Below are 23720 nucleotides of genomic sequence, written 5' to 3' on the forward strand. Positions count from 1 at the left end.
GATTTAGAAATTCACTGACAAGCCAAACATTATTTGGCGCTGCTGTAAAAAGTTTGCAGGGTTTAAATACGAGGGAATACCTCCTCCTCCAGGGCCCAAATATCTTGGGTCTCTGGAACTGTTGGGCATGTCGTATGAGCGGTCATCTCTTAATGCGATCAACGATTCCGTGTCTGATGGATATTGATCTTTGTAGGCTTTACCGGTTACAGGATTTACAATGGCTGCATTCTCATTGTTTAGGAGGTTAGAGATCTCAAGAAATGCCGATATTTCAGTATCTGCCACAGTAAACCATTTTCGGAAATTTAAATCCATATAGAACCACCAAGGTCCAGTTTCGCTAAATTCAAGTGCTGGATCTTGTACTCGCTCATAAATTGGGCGCCAATTTTGTTCCCCAGAAACCGGATTCCGCGAAAATCCCTGAAACTCTTGTGGGGTATACCGGATTCCACTTCTTGCTACAGCTGAAAGAAACAGTCGCATTTGATTTAAAGGAGCCAAACCAAACAGAGGTTCCGGACGATCATAAGTTAGTGTAATATTACCTTTAATATCCCAAGGGCGATCCCAAGCCAGCGGTGTTTCAACATTGCTGCCAATTAGCTGTTCCCCGGTAATATCTTGCAAATTGTCGTTGTTGGTTGAACTCAATCCTTCTGCTCTTGAGTAGGTTATCCCAATTTGTCCTTGGGCCCAATCTTGATAACGTTTAATATAGGTAAGTTCCACTCCCCGAGAACGTGCATAATCTCCATTGATGCGAAATGCCCTGTTCACAGGACGACCGGTAGGATCATCAACGACAATAGTTTGGGTGGTCACAAAATCATATTTGTCTCGCCAAAAAGCCGTTACATTCAGTGCATCATTGGCTGTTATTTGGTTACGCAGCCCAATTTCATAAGAAATATCTACCTCTGGGTTGAGGTTTGGGTTTCCTAAATCAGGCAGAGCAGATTGATTCTGATAAAAGGGGTCTAAACTGGAATATACATAGGTTGGATGGGGTACCCTTGTTGAATGCCCGTAATTAAAAAACAACACCTGATTTTCGCGAACAGGGAAGCTTACCCTGATTTTGGGCAAAATGCGTGTTTTAAAACGCATACCAAACAATTTTTGGGTATCCTCTTTGTACTCATCCCTCACAAAATCAGGAATAGGAGCCTGTGGATTATTCACCAAGTCATCTACATACTTGCCCGGTGCCCAATATTCAAAACGTAAGCCTACGTCTGCAATTAATCCCTGGTATCGTATTTTATCGGTTATGTATAAAGCACCTCTTTTGGGTTTTACCCGCCATGCATCAAACCTTTCACCTACTCTTAGTGTTTCTGAAAATTCACCGGGGGCAATCTCTATGGGAGCACCTACCCAAGGGCGCGTTATATCTATCCATTGATAGTCATTAAATTTCATTTCAAACCCAACAGTCAACTGGTTGTTTCGGTCTCCGAAAAACTGATTAAATGATCCTCTGGCTACCACTTCTTCCGCAAAATGATCATGCCATAGTGTGGCTATACCTCCATTATTGATGAAACCCGAGCCCGGTAGTATATAAGCATATCCGTAAGGCTGGGTTCCTTGAAATTCGCTGGCCGGATAGGTTTGTATACTCTGTGGATCAAATTCACCATCAACAATGGAGGGACGCCAGTCCCTTCCATTAGCATCTGCCCGTAATCGAGTAAATAAGCGACTTATTTGTACATCATAAAAAGAACGATCGGAAAGAGTTTGTGTCCATTTCAGGTAGCTTAGGTTACTGTCATGTGTATAGGTGTTGGCATTATCCAGATCTTGTTGAAATGGGAATTGATAACCAGGACGAATTTGCACATCATTTCCTGTGATCTGCAGCATTCGTGTATTTTGATTGACGGTAAGCGAACGTTGATAAGCCGCTTCAAGCCGCATTCCCGACTTAATTTTGTAAGTCAACTTCATCATTCCATTCCATCGATTATCTTGGCGGGGCGAAAAGAAATTATCTCCTACTATAGATGACTGAACTTGGTCGGCCGAGGTTTTAGTAAATTCGTTGCTTAGTGATGCCTGCCCACTGAAATAGAAATACATATCCCCAGGAATATTTATTTCCAAAGCCGGTAATATTGCCGATGTAATTGGCTCAGGGCCACCTAAATTTAATTCATAAATATCCTGGTAAAAATTACTTTGGCGATCATTGTCTTGTCCAAAATTATCTCTTTTGTGGGTAAATGAACCTTCCAATTCATCAGAACCATCTCTGGTTTGAACTGAAACCACACCTGAGGTGACATCTCCATGTTCTGCACCTACTCCTCCGGTTGTAACTTCTACGTTAGAATAAGCATTGGCTCCTAAATCAAGGCCAAAGCCGGTGCCAGCTAAAGGGTCTTGAGCGGAAACACCATCTACTACATAGCCCGTCTCGTAAGCACGCCCGCCCTTAATATATATACCTGTAGGATCCTGAATTACACCGGCTTGCATACCTACTACATCATCAATCTTTCGTACAGGAGCGGCTTCAATTTGCTCCCTGCTTACTGTAGTAGCTGAAGAAGATTTCTCTACGTCAAATATTGGTGCTTCACCTACAATGGTAAGTTCCTCATCAGAAGAGTATACCTGAGGGTTCAATTCTGCATTTAGTTCAGTAGTTTCTCCAGAGTTTACCTGTATACCTGTAAACAGTTTACCTTCAAAACCTACATATCTTATTTCAATAGAATATTCGCCAGGCCTGATATTGGTTATTTTATACTTTCCATCCAAGTTGGTAGAGGCTCCAAGTGCAGATCCTCGAACAATTACATTAACCCCTATCAGTGGCTCACCGGTTTCTGCTTCTATTACTTGTCCTTCAATGACACCGCGATCTTGTGCCGTGGTATACGGCACCAACCCAACAACAAAAATAGCTGTTAATAGTGCTTTAAGTATGTACTGTATCATATTTTGCATCAATCTGTTCAGTTATTTATTGGCACGCACCATTAAAACACAATTCTTGGTTGATAAACTGATTTAAAAGTTCGGTTACGTTATCATATCCATCTACGTTCGATAATGGTATCCCAAAATAAATCATGTTTTCCTCCGGATTTTTCAAAGCTATAGTATTAGGTGCGTCATAGTCCTCAAACCCACTAATAGTCCGCATTTTAATATCTGCTTGATAAAGCGCATCAGCGGCTGAAATTACTTGAAACCCATAAATATTGATCTCGCTTTGCGTAATCTGTAAAGTTGGAAAGCTACCAGCTGCCACTGGCGTTATTTCACTGTTTCGGATTATATATGGACCATCACCACGCCCATCATCACCGGTATAACTGGTAAATGAATCGATGGGTAAAAAGTTGAGCAATGGATCTGTTTCAGAAATACGGCTTGATGGAGCATTGATGAATAGCGTCCCCTCCGCATTAAAGAATTGTTGAAGCATTTCCTGGGCATAAGTCAAATTTCGATTTAGACTATTTGAGATCCAATAAATATGGTCCCATTGCACCATAGTATTTTGCAGTACCGGATCGATAACATTTGGCAAGTTTTCTGAAAGGCGTACTTTACCATCTGTTCCAAATTCTCCACCGCTAATATCCCAGGTATCAAAATTAGTAAGCCCTATTTCAGCAAGCTTTTGCTTATGATATCTAATAGTTTCCTTGTTGATAGCACCAGCGAAATCATATATTATCAATATATTGGATTGTTGTTTTTTCACGAACCACCTTAAGGTATCAACTGAACTAACTGCGCCCGCTTCATCCACGGTTCGTACATAAAACATGTTTTCAGCATTTTGATTAATGCCTTCAATGCTAATTCCTGTTTGGCGGTAACTTCTTCCCTGATAAACTTGACTACTCTGCTCACCTATCTCTAATGAAATAAAGACCTCATCATTTTCCTCCAGAGGAATCTCCGTCCATGTACCATTAGTGTCGTTAAAGGCAATTTCGGTGCGGTCTATATTTATAAAGCCATCGGGATCACTTACTACCCAGCCAAAACTGGCTATACTATAAGTAGTATCCGGCACAGATTCAGTAGATACAATCTGTACAGTAGGCGGAGTATTTTTAATTGGGAAAACCACTCGTGCTCCCTTAGGATCCTTAAGCCCTTGGTTATCTACAGCACGTACTTTAAATAGCACATCATCAAAAGCCTGCCCCGGCGTAATAGGAAGTATAAAAGTACTGTCGGTACGTTCTGTATACCCCCAATTATCTTCTGTAGTATCACCAATGGCATATTCGAACCCTTGGATATAACCATCCGGATCATCCCCCCACCAGCTAATGGTTATTTGACTCGACAGCCTGTTATCATCAGGGCGGTTTATCTCCTGAACTGTCAAATAGGTTTTTGGGGGCTGATTTTCATTTTTCTCACCAGTGATTCCAGAATCGCAACCGGCAAAAATAACACCAGCTAAAATAAAAAATATTATATACTTGGAGCTGTACATTTGATCTTTTTAATTCACAAAATAAATAGAATAGGAATGAGGAGTATTCCATCCCCATTCCAGTTTTTTAAATACTTTTTTATTTAATCAACATCATTTTTCGAGTGCTGGCAAATGAACCTGCTTTTATTTGATACACGTACATGCCACTTGCCAATCGAGTGGCATCAAAATTAAGTGAATGTGTGCCGGCAGTCATTCTATCGTTCATAATGGTAGCAACTCGTCTACCCAGCATGTCATAAACATGTAACTCAACTTGTGTGGCTTCGGGTAAATCGAAGGTAATTTTTGTAGTTGGGTTAAAGGGATTAGGATAATTTTGCTTCAGATCATAGGTCTGAGGTATGCCACCTTCCATTTCGTTAGATACAGGGCCGCCTTTTTCTAACGTAAGAGTGTAATAAAGTGGAGTAAATGAGTTGGTTTCAATCTCATAACCTTGAGAAACAGCAAGAGTATCAGCGCCATCACTGATACGTACGTTCCACAAGAAGTCTTCACTTTCTCCCTCATTAAGACCAAGGTTTTCCAGCAGACCGTCCACGGTTTCATATGGAAGAGTAGCTTGAGCCGCTGCACCTTCGTCATCAGAAGTTACCGCAATAATTTCGGTTGTATCAGCAGCTGAATAGAGCACCCATTCATAGGTAACATTATTGCCATCAAAATCTTGTGAGGCTTGCCAAGTTGCTTCAACGTCTGAAGTTACCGTTACTTCAGCATTATCGCTGGGCGATTCCAGACTAAAATCAGTACGCGGATATGTCCAGTTATCTCCTGTGATATCTTCCAGGCTGCGCAATACTAATTTGGGATCACCAAATGAATACTGTAAGAAACCTTTCACCTCATCAATCTGGGCACCTACTTTCACGTACTCGTTTAAAGTAGAACTAATGTCTGGTGAGCCGAAGTCAAAGTCATCGTTTATTCTCAAACCTTCACCGGCCTCAAGTGTATCTACCGAGGCATCGCCACCTTGGCGGGAACCAATTTCCCATTCACCATAGTCGCTACCGCCATCTGCTTGGTTCGTAGTTACTTTAACATCAGAGAAGCTTAAAAACACACCTTCATATTCTTCTATTCCCGGAATACTTGTTACATCTTGTGTTAATACCGAAACTGCAAGAGTATCTACTTGGGTATTCGCTTGGTCAAGTACAGAAAAATCGTTTAATGTAGCTACGGTAAGTCCATAGTTTTCAAAAACAGTTAATTCATTTATTTGAATTCGGTCGCCCCTTTCAAGAATTCCGGTATTATCATCAATCTCCACAAAAATACCAGACCATTTGGCCGCACGGTCTTGTATGGCTATAAAACCATCATCAGCAGCACCAGCGGCAACAGTAGCGGTTATATCGGTTGGCACAACACCTTTATCTGCCAGAGAACTAGCTCCAATACCACCATCTGTTGTTCTTTGTACTAATTCAATGCTGTTAACTGCATCATCCAGAACAAAAAATCCTTCATTACCAGAAGTAGGATACCGCCCGGTTAATCCATCATCTGAATAAATCTCAAAATAGTACGACACAGCTGTAAATTCTGGGAAGGCAGGAAGCGATCCAGTAAATTCTTCATTATTACTTGTGTCTAAAACATAACTGCTATCTTGTGTTCCGGCTTGGTAAAATACTTTTACGGAGTCAATTCCAACATCCCCTACAGGACCTTCAGCCGTAAGCGAAAATGAAACTTCAACTCCACTTCCTACAATGGAAGTATCTGGCGTGGCAGTAAAACTGGTAGCTACCGGAGGAAGACCGGTGATCTCAAAATCATTGGGCCACTCAAAACCATTTTCACCATCTACTAACCTGATATCTTCTCCTGCTGAGTTTTGGCGCCACAAAACTCCATCTTCAAACGGATTAATGCTCCAAAGTTCTTCTGCACTTGGTGCAAGAACCCCGTCCGGATCATCGCCACTAAGGGTAAGAAAACCACTTACATTAGCCAGTGCCCCAACCGGTGGCTCAAAATCACCATCTTCAGCTCTTCGCCAGTTGTAATCATGGGTTCCTTCAACGGTACGATATGTCGGTCTGTCGTTTCGATATCGCAGAGAAGTATCATAACCGTATATGCGGGTACCATCAGCATTTACAGAATAATCTACTCGGCTTCCCAACGACACATTAGAGATAACACCATTACTTACTTTAATATATGAATGAGCGTAGGTTTCATAATTATCCAAGTTCATCTGGAAAGTGCCGTCATCATTGGCAATGTTGATTTCTGTCAGGTCAACCTCCCATGGTTCCAGCAAGCCGGCGTATTCCGGGTAATCCAAGTTTACGTTCCCTACATAACTGATACCATCTGGAGCAATTCCAAATTGAGCCCCATTGAAAAAGAAAGAAAGAGAACCGGTCAGGTTTACTATATCACCACGATTTAGGGTTTCCAGTTCTTCCATCTCATCGCTAAAGGATTCATTAATCATCATAGACATCCCTGCACGGCCTTGACTTGCCGCTGCTGTATCTATCACAAAAACTTGGATAGAGCCGATGGAATTATCAGAAGAATTGTAACTTCTGTTTCCGGAACTACGAGGATAGCTTTGGATGACTGCAGTAATAGTTACTACCGAGTCGGCCAAAGGGTGATTAGTAACATCCGTTGCCGATTCTAATGGCTCAGGATAGGTATTGAGTTCTTTAATAGATATATGTTCCTGTGCTAATACAGGCATTGCTAATCCCGCCAGTAATAAGACGGTACTAATACTTAATAGTAGATTTTTCTTCATTTAGTTACTGCTTTGTTGGAGTTTATGTTAGTGCGCAATATTTATTTAATGATGACAAACTTGCCGGTTTGCACGGAACCACCATTCATATCTTTTACCGTATATAAATACAAACCTGAACGTAGGGTTTGATTACTCTCAGACAAAATATCCCATGCATGCTCTCCACCGGAAAAGACTCTACGCTCACCACTTCTATTTTCAAACCAGTCAATATCTCCGCGATAGGTGTCGCTGTTGTGTTCTAATTCAGCCACAATATCTCCCGCAAGGGTATAAATACGAATCTCTGCCTTAGAGGGAAGATTGTAAAACATCATCTTTCTGTTTAACTCTCCTGCCCCGTCCCAAGCTGCATTTACACGATAAGGGTTGGGGTACACTCCAACTTTATGCTCCTTGTCATTACTGTCAAAATCCTGATTGGGTGATGTTCCTGGAAACACACGCACAGCATTTACATTAGGGCTTGTCTCAAGTGGTTCCAATTCAAATACCTCACTGCCATAATCAAAAGAGGTAACTGAAAACTGGTATTGCCATCCACTTAAAAGTCCAGTAACCTCATATTTATACCAGTATTCTGTAGAATCACCCTCAAAGGTAACAGGCTCTTCCAGCCGCACTTCATCAAAACCGGTATTAAACCCAATATCATTACCTGGAGTATCAAATTCTCGAATTACTCTTGGATTGGGATTTAAATCATCTCCCAGGTCGCTCCGGTATATCTTATATCCCTCAAAGTCTTGCTCACTGGTTACCGGGTCAATTGAATTTTCAGCTTTACGATCCCAATATAGCGTTACTTCGCCAGCGTTAAGCTCAAGTCGTACCGTTGGATTATCGGGAGGAGTTGGAAATATGAAACGGTCCAACGTACCTGTTTCATTGGTATCTTCCCCAGGATCAAGTTGGTTGTTATTGTTGCGGTCGTTCCCTTGTATCACTCTTAATGCAGAATTAATGGAAGACACCAAGTTCGTTCTCGACTCAGGGGTATCTACTTCTTTACCGGCAAGCCCCTGAAACTGATCTGGTTTTAAGGCTGCTGTAAACACAAAATAAACATCAAACGACTCACCGGGTGCCACTTCAGGATATGGGCCAATAGAAATCATGGAAATATAATTGCCATTTGCGTCCTGCCCATCAGTTCGTAACGCCTCACGGGCCGTGCTTCCACCTTGGTTAGCATCAAAATCAAATTGTGAAGCCATTCTTTCGTAGCGATCCAAGTCGTTTTCTGGACCTCTGAAAATTCCCGTGCCCTGACTAAACTTCCAATAGCTTGGACCTACCAATGGCGGGGTATATCCTCGCTCTTCAAGTTCTTCATTCAGTGGATGAAAAAACTCATCTCGATAAATGGAACCTAATAATGAAATAGCTCCATAGGAATTCAAACTTGGATTGTCATTGGATCCCGCATCAAATGCATAAGTAGTGTAGAGTGAATCGAGATAACCAATCCCCCCTTTATTGAAAAAGGCCGTCCCCTGGTCTTGTGTGTTGTTAACATCACGTACAATTAAATCAGCATACATGCCTACATATACGCTGTCCCAGGTACCACCTTGTACATTGTCATATAAATGACTGTTATTAGTAATAGTATATTTGATGACAGAAAAGTTCTCAGTAAAAGGGAAACCCCAGTTATAACTTTCCATCCGTACATCAGCACCAATAGGTTGTGTATGATTTTGAATAGGGATGGTAGTTCCAGGCACTATGATATTCCTATCGGTGTACTCTGCAATAATATCGTGGTCACTAATCCCGGTTCCGGTTTCATTACCTCGTTCTAATAATGGAGCAGAAGCAGTAAACTCAAAACCAGAAGCCCCGGTTTGATACCCCCCTCCATCTGTTATAGCTGCAGAAGACAAATTCATTTGACCATTTAAGTAAGCCCCAACCCAAATTCCCGCTTCAAACAAATGTTCGGTACCTGTGTTTGCCGGATACCTCATACTGGCTCCACTTTGAGGATTATTCCGGACATCGGCTTTACCGATTATACCATAATTTGAAATTGAGAGTCTCAAATCTCCCCCTTCTGTTTCTAATCTCTCATAAGGGAATTGAGCTAAAACATCCGTACTTGAAATCGATACAAAAAACAGAATGGATATTACGGTTAAACCGTATCGGGTAATTTTCATACTAAAATCGCTAACAGGGTTTTTTGGGCCTCAAAAGATAGCAATAAAGCTGGCCAAGCGTATAGCGAATACAGCTTTTAACACTAACTTAATATGGGGCTCCACTCAAAAAATTTTCGTAGAAGTGCTTGATCACTTCCTGGCTGATCCTTAGATAATAAAGGAATACAATAATACTGAAAATGCACTGTAATTGGAAAACCCCAAATTGACGATACTTGCGCGTGGAGGTAACCACTGCTTCTTCGGCAATCGAAAATTGAGCATATTTCTTGAGCCTTGTCACTATTTCCTGATCTTCCATCACCAGTAAATCCTCCCGAAATCCCCCTGCTCTCTCAAACAGCTCTTTTTCCGCAAATAGACTTTGGTCCCCAAACCGGAAAACATCCAGGTCAAAGCGCGTAAACCAGCTATAAAATTTCAGGGCAGGATGATCCCAGTCAAACTTTAACCGAAAACAGCCTGCCGCAGCCCCCTCGTTCAGCATTCGCTTAATAACCGCCCCAAAATTCTCTGGAGGATACGTATCCGCATGCAAAAAATAGAGCACCTCTCCGCTGGCCATTTTGGCTCCATAATTCATTTGCGGGGCCCGGCCTTTTTGGGGGGATGTATAGACGAAAGCCCCGGCTTTTTCAGCCACCTGGCGGGTTTCATCCGTGCTGCCCCCGTCAATCACCAGAATTTCGGTTTTATAATCGCCCCTGTTTTGCTGTAAACACCGCACCAGTTTTCCGATGGAATCCGCTTCGTTGTATGCAGGAATGATGATGCTTAACACTGAGTGATTAGGTTTTAGGTGTTAGGTTTTAGGTTTTAGGGCAAGTGGCAAGTGGCAAGTGGCAAATGAGTCAGATTCTACGATATTTATTATAGCAGATATTCGACCTCATCTGTCTTCTCCTTGTCAAGGAGAAGGACTCCTGAATGAAAGTATTTACAGTTTTAAAGATCATATCAGTGAAAGGGAATGATACTTCCTCCCCTTGTGAAGGAGAGGGTTGAGGTGAGGTCGGAGTATATGGTTGGAAACGATAAGAAATCTGATAAGTCATTTTAGGTCATATATACATCATTCCGTAATCTTACTTCTTTAATTTTAAATCTTGAATCTTCAATCCCTCAAGAATCCAGTTCTTCTATGACTTCTTGCTCTACCGCTTCCAGGCGCTGCTGGTATTCTTCCCATTTGGAGTAGCGATCGGTAAGGTCCGTTTTCAACTGTTCGTATTCTATGGAGATTCCCTTCACCTGCTCGCTGTCATCATAAAAATCCGGCTGAGCCATCAGGTCTTCGATTTCCATCTTGCGGGTTTCTTTTTCTTCAATCTCCGCTTCGACGGCTTCAATTTTCTGACGAATGGGTTTTGTGCGCCGGTTCTTGGCATTTCTGCGCTCCGCTTCAATACGGCGCTGCTCTTTTCGCGACAGCTGTTGATTTTTCTCCGATTCCTTTTCCTGCTTCGCTGCTTCTTTCGCGACTTTGGCTTCTTCCTCTTCTTTTTTCCGGGTCAGATAATAGGACACATTCCCCAGGTACGTTTTGATGTATCCAGGCTGAACTTCCAGCACTTTATTTACAATAGGATCGAGAAATGCCCGGTCGTGCGATACAATCACGCAGGTGCCTTCATATTGCTGGATAGCCTGCTGCAGAATATTCTTACTGCTCATATCCAGGTGGTTCGTGGGCTCATCAAAAATGAGAAAATTAGCCGGTGAAAGCAGCATCTTGGCCAGCGCCAAACGGCTCTTCTCCCCACCAGAGAGCACCTTCACTTTCTTAAATACATCATCTCCCTGAAATAAAAAGCAACCAAGGATCGTCCGAAGCCTACTTTCCTTTTGGCCAGAACCAGCGTCCATCATTGTTTCCAGGGCATCTCTTTTTGGATTGAGTTCATCGGCCTGATGCTGGGCAAAATAATTTACCGTCACGTTATGCCCCACGTCCCTCTTACCATCCTGAAAGGGTTCGTTCCCTGCCAGTATCCGAATCAGGGTGGATTTACCGGCTCCATTAGGACCTACAACAGCCACCTTATCACCCCGTTCAATTTCATAATCCAAACCGGAAAACACCTGGTGGTCGTCGTAGCTTTTATCCAGGTCTTCCAGTCGCATCACGACCTGACCACTGCGTTGTGGCTCGGGGAACCTGAAGGAAACTTCGCTCTGTTCTTCTTCAAGCTCAATCTTCTCCATCTTCTCCAGCTGCTTAACACGGCTCTGTACCTGACTCGCTTTTGATGCCTTGTACCGGAATCGATCAATAAACTCCTGCGTTTCCTTGATCTGCTTTTCTTGGTTTTTCTTGGCGTTCAGCAACAGTTCCTTCTCTTCTTCCCATTTCTTTTCATAGAAAGAGTAATTGCCCGCATAATCTGAAATATCCCCGCTTCTGAGAGCCAGAGTACGGTTTGTGATAGTATCCAAAAATGCTTTATCGTGCGATACCACCACCACAGCTCCCTCGTAGCTATTCAAGAAATTTTCCATCCACTGCAACGATTCTATATCCAAGTGGTTTGTGGGCTCATCCAATAACAGGTAAGTGGGACGTTTCAACAACAACTTGGCCAGGGCGATACGCATCAGCCAGCCTCCACTGAATTCCGAAGTATTTCGGTGAAAATCTTCTTTACTAAAGCCCAGCCCATCCAACACTTTTTCCACTTCCGAGCGCAGACCGTACAATCCCGACGACTCCAGCTCGGTCTGAAGCTTTCCATAGCGGTCCATCAGCTGCTCGTATTTTTTGCTGGTATGATCTTCAATTCCAGCCAGTTCATCCTGTATGGCCTTCACTTTCATTTCCAACTCAAACAGCTCTGCAAAAGCCGACTCTACTTCCTCAATCACCGTCAGGCTAAAATCCGGATCAACCCCATCCTGCGGTAAGTAGCCAAGGGTTTCCTCACTGGATAAGGAAACGGTGCCCTCATCACACTCCTGCACACCCACCATAATTTTAAGCAGGGTTGATTTACCGGCTCCGTTTGGACCTACCAAACCAATCCGTTCTCCCGGGTTGATATAGGTACTGACGCCGTCCAGCAATTCGCGGTCGCCCAGGTGTAATGTGATGTTATCTAAAGCAAGCAAAGTATATGGGAATGATTATTAGAGGAAAATTGAGGGCTGAAAATATGGATTAATCTGCTTCAGAATGAAATGGTTTGTTGGATTAAAGATTCAAGATTAAAAATTTAAGGTTTAAGATTTGGATGGTGCGTTACTTCCAGACCTATACTTCGATACCATATCAGTTCTTTTCAGGTTGTACCTGGAAAGAAAAAGTGCATGAAGGCTGTGCCTTCAACTGCAAAATGATTTCCACGGCAGATATTTAAGATTGGTATAACAGGTCAGGGATATCTTTGAACGATGATTTGCATGGAGCAAAATTACAGCTCTGATACATTGACCACACCTCAATCCTCTCCTTCGCAAGAAGAGGAGGTATTCTTTACCACTATCAATTTCTAGGTTATGCAAAGCTCAAATCAATTTGGAGAGTCCTTCTCCTTATTTAGGAGAAGACAGATGAGGTCAAAAAGTAGCCAAGGCATTATTGCACGCACAGCTTGTCAAATCACTCCAAACCAATGAACATATTTGGTGCATATGGTTTAGTTGTTATTAGTTTCTGTTTACGATTTCACTAAGTGTTTATTAGCTCAGCACAATAATCCATCGTTTCAAGCCTTGTCTTTCGACCTCACCTCAATCCTCTCCTTCGCAAGGAGAGGAGGTTTCCGGGGTACTGGTAAACTTCGAAATTTGAAGCTGTTAAAATCTAGTGTATGAGTTCTTCTCCTTGTTAAGTAGAAAATAGATGACGTCAAAAAGTAGCCAGTGCTTTTTGACCTACAAATCCTACTAACATGAAACTTATCCCCGCCAAAACAGTTTATCTCAAGAAGTACCAAATTTTCTGCTATCTTTACGTGCTATGGGATTACTTATATTTTATTTGATACTGGCAATTGGGGTTTCATTCCTTTGTTCCGTCCTGGAAGCCGTGCTGCTTTCCATGAATTCCTCTTACATTGCGGTGCTGGAAAAAAGTGGCGCTAAAAGTGGAGCTATCCTGCGGGAATTAAAGGAAGATATTGACCGCCCTCTGTCCGCCATTCTTACATTAAACACTATTGCACACACCGTTGGAGCCGCCGGAGTTGGTGCTCAGGCACAAGCTGTATTCGGCAATGCGTACGTCGGCCTGACTTCAGCCCTGCTTACCCTTGCCATCCTGGTGCTTTCTGAAATTATCCCCAAAACTCTGGGAGCTACCTACTGGAAGAAGTTTTCTGGCTTTGCGGCAATGACTACACGGTCGCTCATTTACCTGACATATCCCTTTGTGTTGCTGTCTAAAGGCATCACTAAATGGCTTTCCAGTGATGATAAAGAACCAACCGTTAGTCGCGAGGAATTTAGCGCTATGGCCGAGCTTGGCTTTGAGGAAGGTATTTTTGAAGAAGGTGAGTCCAATATTTTCAAAAACCTGATCCGGTTTCGCTCGCTGCGCGTGAAGGACATTATGACGCCCCGCATTGTAGTGGTGAAGTTCCAGGAAGATTTAACCATCATAGAAACGCTGCAACAGAAGGAAGAACTTCGGGTTTCGCGCATGCCGGTGTTCGGCGAGAATGAAGAAGATGTAACCGGCTACATCCTCAAGAACGATTTATATTATAATCTTTCGGAAGATAACGGCGACAAAAAGCTCAAAGAGATTAAGCGGGAGGTTCTGATTTTACCAGAAACTATTTCCCTAAAAACCCTCTTCGAGCGACTGCTGGAAGAACAGGAACACATTGCCGTAGTGGTTGATGAATACGGCGGCTTTTCCGGAGTGGTAACCATGGAAGACGTGGTAGAAACCCTGCTGGGCATGGAGATTGTTGATGAAATTGATGCCATCGAAGACATGCAAAAACTGGCCCGCCAAAAATGGCGCGAACGGGCGAAACGGTTGGGTATCGTAATTCCCGAAAAGTTAAAAGAGAAGCATGAAGGGGATTAATTAATTGTTATTCGCGGATAGCAACCAAACCTAATGTTCAGGCATCCCCTAGAGATCTTTTGAAGTTAAACTTCAAAAGTAAAAGCCCGGCAAGGCTGAGCCTTGCGCTATTCAATTCTCCAAAACCACCCAGAGTTTAAAGCCACAGGAACCTTTAAAAGCAAAATCCAGACTTTTTTCATAAAGGGATTGAAATTTGAGCCTTAAAAACGCTATCTTTGTCGCCCTTCGATTTACTACTACCAATGCTCACGTGGCGGAACTGGTAGACGCGTGCGCTTGAGGGGCGTATGGCCTAACGGCCGTGGAGGTTCGATTCCTCTCGTGAGCACTAAATTTATTGTAAGTGTAGTAAAAACAAAGGCTGAAAAAACCTGTTACCAACTGTGTTACCACAAATCAGGTACTTTTTAGCTTTTTGAAGGGTGAAGGTGAAAAAATATCTTTTTTTTTGAAGTGCCACTTTCACCACTTTTACCACTTTTTGATATGAAATTGATATGGTGGTTTATATCACCTGTCAATATTACCTATCTTTTAGCGTGGTGCTACTGATAGGTAGTTTTTGTTATCATTGAGCCAGTTTCCTTTGTGGTGAAGGTGCTGGCTCACTTTTTTGGCTGATATTCCTCTTTTCTCAAAAATAGCCTTCAGGCCTCAGAAACGGCTTTCATATTTCGATTGTCAGGCCTTATCTCTTCCACGCTAATGGTATAGCATTCATAAAAAAACCCCTCAGCTACTAACTGAGAGGCCAGACGAAATAACTAATTCAGGATTTTATATCGGTGCGTTCACAATTTCTACAAATAGAACGGATCTGCTTTCATTGAATCCCTGCTTTTCAGCATACTTTTCATATTCAGCTTTATTTTTGAACTCCAGGCCTTCACCTGTGATAGTTCCATCAACTGCCTGAGTGAATACTTTTAGTTTTGGCTGTGGCAACTCTTGGCGCTCAATCTCTTTTAATCTCTTATTCAGATTCATTGATATGGTATCCTTTATTGATTAAAAATTTATTGAAGGCCGGGAAAGATCCTGTTATTGAATGGCCTAATTGATCAACCCTTCCTTTTTTGTGCTGATATTCTTTAAAAGCATTAAATACCGATCTCACATTTAACGGTTCTGCAATATCGTATTGCTTTAAAAACTCAACCCGTGCATCTCTTTTGGCTTTATTATCCAGCTCAATCAAGTCTTTAAACTCTTCTTTTGAGTTTTCTTTACTGATCAAATAAACAAGTCGCTCCAGTTCCTTATTTGTAAGACAATTAAAAAAATAATCTGAAGGCGCTTCAGCTTCCAACTTTGCGAGCCTGTTATTGATCTTCATATTTATTTTCATTGTATAGGTTCATAAATTCTTCATTCTCTTCAGTGCCTGGAGTGCTTTCTCTCTTCAATAATTCACCATAGGAAGGATATTCTTTCTCAGGTGTTAAGGCTTCCAGCTTGTTCAATCGTTTATCTACTGATTTTATCATCCTACTTTCCTCATTCTGTTATTTTCCAGAGCCTCAATCCGTTCAATGATCTCATGTGTTTCAATCAATCCTTTATACTTTCCAACTAAGCCAGAGAGTGCATTCACTGCCTGGATCTTTTGATTCTCTGTATAGCTATCACTTAAGATGATTTTTTCCATTGTTTTCACTGCATCGGTCATCTTCAGCATAAGATCATCAACTGTGAGCCTCTTCCTGGATCGCTTTTGTTTGTAAGATTTTGACATTTATTTCAGGCTTAAAAAATAGGTTAACATTAAAGTAAATAGGCTTTTAGTGAAGATACCCCCCCTCCCCTCAGTGGTTAAGGGATGAAGGGATCATCTAACCTTATTTTCACTTTTTAAAGAGCTTCTGGAACTCTTCTCTTCCATGCTCAGATATAAAATCCAGCTTCTCTTTTATCAGTGTATTTCATTAGTCAGTTACCTTATCAGTTAAAATTTCATCTAAAGGGAACTCAGGATCTGCCATCATATCTTCCACTAAGAAGAGTATATCCTGGTAAGCGTGCCTCAGTCCTTTATTGAAGTCGGTTTCACGTTCAATTGCTTCTTTTCTCATTTGTATAAATTTGGCAATATCTGCCAGCTTATCTTCTGTTTTCATGTGGTGCATTGTTTGGTGTTTATGTTATCCCATTCTTTTGGGTAGCCTCTTTCATCAAATATCTCTCCAGTGAATGGATTCCAGCCATGTGGTGAAAAATCTCTCAGATCGTAATTGATTAAATAATCAGCGATATCAAATCCTGAATGCTTCTCAGGTGCATTCTCTTCCAATAGCGTGGAAACTTTGATCTCAGCAATATCTTTGAGCTCTTCAGCCTTTGCCTTCCATTGATCATAAACCCCGATATCAGGGAATAATGTGATTGATCTTCCAGCAAGTGGCTTCATCTTATATTCATTAATTCCATGAAGCTGGCCAGAGGCAATCCAATGAAACTGTTTAAGGTATTGGCTGGCAATGAGTGCGGTTTTTTCACTTTCTACAATAGCCACTGGCTTGCTGTCATCAACTATGTGAAGGCCGTAAAAACATTGAACAAGCTCAAAGGCTTCCAGGTGTCCTGTCCTCTGCAATTTCGAGTGTATCCAGTCCTGGCTGTATCCCTCTTTGATCCTGTGGCCATCGGTATCATACGCCATCATTTTGCCTGATCGTATCTTTCCTTGCTGGTCTATCTGCCAAAAAATTGCCCAACCATCTTTGGAAGTTCCTACTTTGTAAAGCTGTGCGGTTTCAGTGGCACGTTCCCAGCTCCAGCCCTTTAATGTGGCCATCCAGGTGATCAGTGTATTCCTTTCATAATTGCCCAGAGAACGCTTTAAATATCCTTTTGGCAATGTACTGGCTTTAGGCTCTTTTCGAGGCTCAGAACTCTTATAAAGTATGTTAGCAAGCTCAATACCATCGGCTTGGCGTGGTGGTTTGTGATAGCCACAACTTTGCTCTCTGTCGCATCTTCCAACATCTTCAGGTAGATAGTTTCCATTATCCTGGGCAACGTATCTCACAAATCTTTTACGCTCACATGAAGGACAAAGAAACTTCTTTGATCCTGGATCTAATTGATATTTATACTCAGTGAGTGCCATTCACATGATGTTTTTTCAGGTGAATAACTTTTCCCACGTTTTTGGTGGAACTGAAATATCCGAGAGCTTCCAATCTCTTCTGAAAGTTCTTTCTCGATACTGGCCTGAGGCCTTCACTGATTGCCCATTCCCGATAATTAAGGTATATCGGTTTAGCCTTTACCCAATGTTCTGGATCAGGCTGATAGTTCATTTCATCCACAAAGGAAGCCACTGAATCAGCTTCTTTTCGGAACTCTCTGAGAGCCTTATCTGAGGCCTCACAATGTGAAAATCCCTGCTGTTCAATAAGTCTTTCGAGTCCTTCCAGTACCCAATTGAATACTCCAGGCAATTCATTGGAAATGATCTTCTCAGCCAGTTTTGGATCTCTTCTCTCTGGCTCGATATACTCTTCAAAGGGAATGATCAGGAACCGCTCAAAAAAGGCATCTGTATGCTCAACATCGGCTGGCAGTGTATTGGTATTGAAAGCGAATTTACAGACGTTAGTAAGCTGAAAAGGCTCTTTATAAGGAAGCCTGGCTTCAATAGGTTCACCTGAAGCAAGCTGTTTAAAGGTATTGCTCTGGAGTCGATCCCCAACATCTGAAGCCCAATTAATCAACTTATTCACCAACTTTGCCCGATAATAACCTGAATCATCGGTGAGGCTTTGAAGGCCGTAATAACTCATATTATTTTCTCCCAGCATGGCCTTAATGATATCAAACATCACGCTTTTGCCATTTCTTCCAGATCCGTATAAAAATAAAACCTTTTCGAGCTTCAAGTTTCGCAAAAATATGTACCCCATGAACTCAGAGAGAACTTGCTGGCTCTCCAGGTCTGGCAACACTTCATTTAGATACCTCTTAAAAATTGGTGCTGAAGCCTCTGGAGTGTATTCAAAGGGCAATTGATAAGTGAGGAAGTCATCTGTATTGAAGGCTCTCAATTTTTGCCCTTCAGGCGTTATCTCAAAGGTTCCGTTTCTCAGGTTGATCAATACGGTATCTTCATCAATCTCTGGCTCTGGAAGGTGTGCGCTTGCTTCAAATTGCTTGAATAGTTTGTCCTTAAACTCATAGTGGCGTGAGTCGAATTTAGGAACCCCCTGCTTTTCAGCCACTTTCCCCAGAAAGGAAGCCAGTTCTTTTTCAGCCAGGACATGCCAAAATTCTCCATTAAAAACGTAATAATAAGCCAGGCGCTGGCATAAATCCCACTGGTTCGCTCTGGCAACTTCGAGAAGTTTTTCAATGGAAATGATTAAATAATGCTTCTGGAAGAGCTTATATGAATCAATCTTCTTTTGTATATCGGAAAGCTGATCAGGATCATCAATTTCCTTTTGTTTGGCTCTAAGCTTCTCAATTCCAGGAAAGGCTTCAGCATAAAAATCCACTTCCTCAATTTGAGCCAGTAGGTGTTTTAGCACAAAGGTTGCATCTCTTAGAACTGGCTTAGAGCTGGCCAGCTTTTCAGCTTCATTAATTATTTCGTCTGGTGATATCATTATTAATGTAGTTTTTGTTATCGGTTTTATTTTTCAGGCTGAATGTGGTGCGCCTGCAAAAATTCCAGTATCCCTTTTCGTGGATAAAGGATCTTTCTGCCATGTTTGGAGTAGGGAATTTGGTCAGTATCCCTCAGATTCTGTATTGATCTGGAACTCCAGCCAGTCAGATCCATCAACTCTTCTTTGGTTAGATAAGGCTTTGCTGTGGCCTCAGCAATTAGATCTGGAAGAGTTTCACTTATTTTCTTTTCAAAGAGCTTGCTGAAGATTTTCTCCAGCTGTATTTCTGTTGTTACAATTACGGATTCATTCATATTGCTCCAGGTGGTGTTTCAATTATCTGGAGCTTAAACTAAAGGCAATATTAACCTATCACATCAACTCAAGTCTTGAATAAGTCTTGAATCACTTGAATTATTTAACATCTGAAAGCATTTGCTCAGCTTCATTAAACTTTTCGATCCAATTTCTGTATGTATTATTTGAGAGTTTAGTCATTCCAACTTCTTTGATATACACTTCAATATTTAACCCTGGCGACTCTTTTTTAATTAGAGCATACTTAGCCATAAAATTCCGTGCGTGCTCTTTATGCTTTTTTTGAACCTTCCCGCCAGAAGTAGCAACATCAATGATCTTTTTGGTATCTGTATCAATAAACTCACTTTCTATCTCTTCCAGGGACTTCAAATATGCCTTTTGAACGTGCATCCACCATAAATCACTTCTTTCAAAACTCCCATCTTCAGACTTAGCCTCAATAATTACGGCCGTATCTACTCCAGATTTAAACTTTGAATATTCATGTTTTATATGAGTATATCTTTGGCCATCAATGTGAGATAGCGCTATCCTGTTATCAATAAAATTTTGCCTTTCTTTTGGATGATTCGTAATCCATTCTTTCACATTTTGGATCTCAATTTCAATCCACTCATGTTTATTTGTAATTTTATTTTTCAACCTTTCCAGCATCATCTCAACTGCCATATTCCAGGCCTCTTTTTTTAATTCCTGAATCTTCATCCATTCAAGTTCTGAGCCTTTATCGGTGGCAATGGCCTTCCCTATCACTAAAGGATCGTAACCTTCTGTTAGCCATATTTTGTAATCAATCTTCGTCATTTTGGTAGTTTTTTAGTGAAAAAGTGGTGAAAGTGGTAAAAGTGGTGGTCTAAAAAAAAAGATATTTTTTTGCTTTGCCTTAAAAGTGGTAAAAGTGGTGGTCTGAAAAAACATATTATTTTTGCCCTCTGGAGTTAACAAGTCGTTCAAGTTCTGAATCTGCATCATATTCGCTCAGATCTTCCAGGTATTGCTCAGTGGTGGCTCTCTTACTGTGAGCAAGTGCTTTGCCTATGAAGTCCAGGCTCAATCCTTTAGCCTTTGCCCAACGTGCGAAAGAGTGCCTTGAAATATGAAAGCTGATATTAGTATCAATCCCAGCCATCTTCTGAAGATCCTTCAACTTTTCATTTACAATGGCATTCTGTGAAGAGGCCTTTTTCTTATATCCTGTAACGGTCATTTTCTTATCAGGAAGTATTGGAAAGATGAAGTCCTGGTCTGTATCGGTTTCATCCTTATAATAGCTCAGGATCTCTTTAGCTGGCTCTGTGAGAAGTATATCCTTTTGTTTATCTGTCTTTCCCATTGAATAGGTCAATCTTCCATCTTTGATATGCTTCCACTTTAGAAAGGTCAGATCAGTGAACCTGATCCCTGCATTCCAAAAAGAAAACATGAAGTAGTTTCTCACATGCCAGATCTGTGATCCCTCTTCCAGCTTCAGATCTTCAATACTCTGGATCTGTTCAATGGATAGAGCCTTTTTCTTTGTATCCACTTTTTTGGTTTGTTCATAAACAGAGCTATCAAAAGGATTTTCTTTCATTAGTCCTTCTTTCATGGCCTTTTTAAATACTGCTTTCAGCTTCACCATGTTTGAAACAATAGTATTGGGATGATTGCCCTCTTTGATAGATCCCTCTTCCAGCTTCTTATCCTTTGCCAGGTATTCTTGGAAGTCATTCAGCATGTGAGGCGTAACTTCATCAAAAGTGATATTCCCAGCATATTCTTTAAACTTCTCAGCCACTACCTTTGTCTGTTTATGTGGATGAAACTTTCCTTCATCATTGAGTTTCTCAGCGTGCTGGAGTGCATAATCATATATCTTCACTGAGTCAGTATCATCATTGAGCTTTTCAACGATCTCTTTTCTGCCAATACCTTCATTTTCATCAATGATTCTGTTTATCTCATTCCAGATCCTAAATATTTTATTGTTCCAGGCATCAGCTGAAGGATGATCTTTGATCCAGTTCCTGTTTATGAAGTTCCCTTTCTTATTCCACATTGATTTTTCAATATAGATCTCAGTCGAATACAGAGAGTAAGATCTGTTTTGTGTGATTCTCAGATAAACTGGATAAAGGCCATCCGCTGTTTTTCTTCTCTTCAGTAGATAAGGTGTGATAGTAGTTTTCATATCGGTGGTGTGTGGTGAATATCAGTAGTTACCAACTTTGTTACCAACAATATAGTGTATTTATTGCCCTTTATGAAAACATTTAAGAACAGAAAAGCTGTTTATTAATATTAATAGGCTATAAATGAAAGGAAAGCTAATCATCTATACTCAGTACTTTGAGTCCTCTCGTGAGCACATAAAAATTAAGCCAAGTAACTGTTAATTAGTTGCTTGGCTTTTTTTGTTAGAGCATGTAACCTGGTTACTTGTTGAAGTGAAATCTGATTTCCTTAATAATTTGATCTGGATCCTGTCGATTGTCAGTTATAGTGATTACCTCAATTTCATTTTCTTCCTCCAGAATCTGGTAGTAGAATGAGCTTTGCGGAGTGATCACACACCAAAAAATGTCTTCAAAATCCTCCGTACTGGGATTGCTTTCAGGATGTCTGGAAATTTGGGCGAATTTTAGCTTTAGTTTTTTTAAAAACCTCTCTTTGGACTTTCTTCCCCATTCTTGCTCAATATAAATAAGAAGTTTAGAAAGCTTATATTCTGAAAGTGGCGATAAAAATACCTTCACATTCTTACGATACTTTTTTCAGAAAGTCTTCAAAAGAAATTCGCTCTCCCCGATTCAGTTGTTCAATACCAATTTTTATCTCTTCTTTTTCATGCTGGGTCAAGCTTTTTCTGAACTTACTACTTTCATCCAGTATCATTTCATGAATTCTGTTGATGAGTTTTGGATCTTCCAATTCTAATATCAATTTGGCGATCTCAATTTTTGAAGTTTGTGAATCCATGGTCTTAATATTTGTGAACGTATATAATATAAAAAACGAAAATTGTGGTTGTGATGCTATGTAAACTTTCATTAATGATGTGTTATTAACAAAGCTACTGTCTTATTCTAATTCCACCTACTTCATTAGAATAAGGAAATCCATAGTCTAACAGACTGGAATAAGGCCCATAAACACTTTTCTACATTAACGGAAATCAGCTTTTGCATTTCTAAAAATTTTTAGTACTATTGTTTTAGTATTTTAATAAACTTAGTTAAGACAACATCATGGGTACATTAAAACGGGGCACCTTAAAGACCATACTATTCTTATCTCTTACTATCATTTTAATAGGATGTAATGATGCAAGGCAGAACACAAGGGATACATCCTGGGAAATTCAACGGTTTGAAATTGATACCCTTACTGCTTTCACGGATTTTGAAACACATAATATTGCCCAGCCTTCCATCGTACAGGTTTTACAAAATGGAGAGGTGGCTGTTGGAGATTTCGCGCAGAAATCCATCACCATTCTTGATAAAGCTGGCAACATCCTCACTACTTTTGGAGCTGAGGGACGTGGTCCCGGTGAATTCATTATGCCAACAGCCATCAAAGACACTCCCGGAACATTAAATGTTGTTGATCGTGGCCAATTTAAAGTCTCCCAATTCTCAGATAGCGGTGAGTTTCTAAACAGCTATAGCTATAAATCAGCAGGAAATGGCGCGACAGCTGAGGTGATAGATGACAGCGTATTTGCAGTGGGTACCGGGGGACGTGGCGGAAAATTGGTAGAGGTAGTGGATTTAAAAAAGGACTCTACCCTCGCTTTTGGAGAAACCATGGGTGAAGCGGTGGATGGTATTCAAGTACAGAAATCGCTTAGCCAGTTGCAAAAAGGTGAGATGCCCGCCTTTTTTAAAAATATGGTCACTTTGCACTATAAAGAACCTTTCCTTTATGTATTCCTGAATTCTTATAGTATTCTTCAAAAATACACCCTCGATGGCGACTTGGTATGGGAAAAAGACATCAAACTACCTTACAATCAGAGGTTAATCGATCAAACTATTGAACGCAGCAAGCAAATGCAGGGGCGCGGTATCCCAACTTTTGCATTTATCACTGGCTTTCGGGTGTACGACGATGGTATTTATATGTTTACCCCGGGCATTGAAGATGACCCACAACTTTTGGTAAAACTGGATCTCTCTGCAAACATTCATTCCATTCATTCTCTGCCTGGTGGACCTATGAGTTATTTAGAGTTTTCTATAAATGAACAAAGCCGCGACCTTTATCTGGGTTCCTTTCAGGATGGAAAGGTGTACAGAACCAAACTTCCACAAGCGCGATAGCAGCCCATTTTATTCAACCTAAAAGAATG

Annotated in this window: 20 protein-coding genes and 1 tRNA gene; 3 read left to right on the plus strand and 18 right to left on the minus strand. The window is 41.1% G+C overall.

Annotated elements, in window-relative coordinates:
* Positions 1–3: 3 nt before the first annotated feature.
* From FN815_RS13765 to FN815_RS13790, 6 genes are all read right to left on the minus strand, one after another.
* Positions 4–2964: a TonB-dependent receptor gene (locus FN815_RS13765; RefSeq protein WP_246075290.1), complete on the minus strand. Its 2961-nt coding sequence runs from the start codon at positions 2962–2964 to the stop codon at positions 4–6.
* A gap of 16 nt (positions 2965–2980) precedes the next feature.
* Positions 2981–4480, minus strand: a complete 1500-nt coding sequence (locus FN815_RS13770; protein ID WP_142455230.1) for a phage tail protein — start codon at positions 4478–4480, stop codon at positions 2981–2983.
* 79 nt (positions 4481–4559) lie between these two features.
* Positions 4560–7250, minus strand: a complete 2691-nt coding sequence (locus tag FN815_RS13775; protein ID WP_142455231.1) for a T9SS type A sorting domain-containing protein — start codon at positions 7248–7250, stop codon at positions 4560–4562.
* 41 nt (positions 7251–7291) lie between these two features.
* Positions 7292–9418, minus strand: a complete 2127-nt coding sequence (locus tag FN815_RS13780) for a hypothetical protein (protein WP_142455232.1) — start codon at positions 9416–9418, stop codon at positions 7292–7294.
* 88 nt (positions 9419–9506) lie between these two features.
* On the minus strand, positions 9507–10202 hold the full coding sequence (locus tag FN815_RS13785; RefSeq protein ID WP_142455233.1) for a TIGR04283 family arsenosugar biosynthesis glycosyltransferase: 696 nt from the start codon (positions 10200–10202) through the stop codon (positions 9507–9509).
* A 341-nt stretch (positions 10203–10543) separates the two neighbouring features.
* Entirely contained in the window at positions 10544–12526 is a 1983-nt protein-coding gene (locus tag FN815_RS13790) for an ABC-F family ATP-binding cassette domain-containing protein (RefSeq protein WP_142455234.1), read from the minus strand.
* 850 nt (positions 12527–13376) lie between these two features.
* Between FN815_RS13790 and FN815_RS13795 the strand changes: the two genes are divergently transcribed.
* Entirely contained in the window at positions 13377–14453 is a 1077-nt protein-coding gene (locus FN815_RS13795; protein WP_142455235.1) for a CNNM domain-containing protein, read from the plus strand.
* A gap of 247 nt (positions 14454–14700) precedes the next feature.
* Positions 14701–14784, plus strand: a tRNA-Leu gene (locus FN815_RS13800).
* A 449-nt stretch (positions 14785–15233) separates the two neighbouring features.
* Here FN815_RS13800 and FN815_RS13805 read toward each other — a convergent pair.
* The 12 genes from FN815_RS13805 to FN815_RS13855 form a co-directional block, all read right to left on the minus strand.
* Entirely contained in the window at positions 15234–15443 is a 210-nt protein-coding gene (locus FN815_RS13805) for a hypothetical protein (RefSeq protein WP_142455236.1), read from the minus strand.
* Complete coding sequence (locus tag FN815_RS13810; RefSeq protein ID WP_142455237.1) at positions 15430–15792, minus strand: hypothetical protein; 363 nt, start codon at positions 15790–15792, stop codon at positions 15430–15432. Before FN815_RS13810 ends, FN815_RS13805 begins: the two co-directional genes overlap by 14 nt.
* Positions 15779–15943 (minus strand): hypothetical protein, encoded by a 165-nt coding sequence (locus tag FN815_RS18945; protein ID WP_185957308.1) that lies wholly within the window; start codon positions 15941–15943, stop codon positions 15779–15781. The genes FN815_RS13810 and FN815_RS18945 overlap by 14 nt, the downstream gene beginning before the upstream one ends.
* Positions 15940–16191: a hypothetical protein gene (locus tag FN815_RS13815; RefSeq protein WP_142455238.1), complete on the minus strand. Its 252-nt coding sequence runs from the start codon at positions 16189–16191 to the stop codon at positions 15940–15942. The genes FN815_RS18945 and FN815_RS13815 overlap by 4 nt, the downstream gene beginning before the upstream one ends.
* Positions 16192–16381: 190 nt before the next feature.
* Positions 16382–16573, minus strand: coding sequence for a hypothetical protein (locus FN815_RS13820; RefSeq protein WP_142455239.1), 192 nt, complete (start codon positions 16571–16573; stop codon positions 16382–16384).
* The gene (locus FN815_RS13825; protein WP_142455240.1) at positions 16570–17565 is read right to left on the minus strand and encodes a DUF6371 domain-containing protein; all 996 of its coding nucleotides are present in this window, start codon (positions 17563–17565) and stop codon (positions 16570–16572) included. Before FN815_RS13825 ends, FN815_RS13820 begins: the two co-directional genes overlap by 4 nt.
* Positions 17552–19063 (minus strand): phage/plasmid primase, P4 family, encoded by a 1512-nt coding sequence (locus FN815_RS13830; RefSeq protein WP_142455241.1) that lies wholly within the window; start codon positions 19061–19063, stop codon positions 17552–17554. The genes FN815_RS13825 and FN815_RS13830 overlap by 14 nt, the downstream gene beginning before the upstream one ends.
* Positions 19064–19089: 26 nt before the next feature.
* Entirely contained in the window at positions 19090–19380 is a 291-nt protein-coding gene (locus FN815_RS13835; RefSeq protein ID WP_142455242.1) for a helix-turn-helix domain-containing protein, read from the minus strand.
* Between the two features lie 100 nt (positions 19381–19480).
* Complete coding sequence (locus FN815_RS13840; protein ID WP_142455243.1) at positions 19481–20191, minus strand: hypothetical protein; 711 nt, start codon at positions 20189–20191, stop codon at positions 19481–19483.
* Positions 20192–20306: 115 nt separating this feature from the next.
* Positions 20307–21557, minus strand: a complete 1251-nt coding sequence (locus FN815_RS13845; RefSeq protein WP_142455244.1) for a site-specific integrase — start codon at positions 21555–21557, stop codon at positions 20307–20309.
* A 244-nt stretch (positions 21558–21801) separates the two neighbouring features.
* Positions 21802–22122: a type II toxin-antitoxin system RelE/ParE family toxin gene (locus tag FN815_RS18950; protein WP_185957309.1), complete on the minus strand. Its 321-nt coding sequence runs from the start codon at positions 22120–22122 to the stop codon at positions 21802–21804.
* A 4-nt stretch (positions 22123–22126) separates the two neighbouring features.
* Entirely contained in the window at positions 22127–22345 is a 219-nt protein-coding gene (locus FN815_RS13855; RefSeq protein WP_142455245.1) for a hypothetical protein, read from the minus strand.
* Between the two features lie 269 nt (positions 22346–22614).
* Between FN815_RS13855 and FN815_RS13860 the strand changes: the two genes are divergently transcribed.
* Positions 22615–23691 carry a 6-bladed beta-propeller gene (locus FN815_RS13860; protein ID WP_142455246.1) on the plus strand — a complete coding sequence of 359 codons (1077 nt, stop codon included), beginning with the start codon at positions 22615–22617 and terminating at the stop codon, positions 23689–23691.
* The last annotated feature ends 29 nt before the right edge of the window (positions 23692–23720 follow it).

This window comes from Gracilimonas mengyeensis (genome assembly GCF_900182705.1).
GTDB lineage: Bacteria > Bacteroidota > Rhodothermia > Balneolales > Balneolaceae > Gracilimonas > Gracilimonas mengyeensis.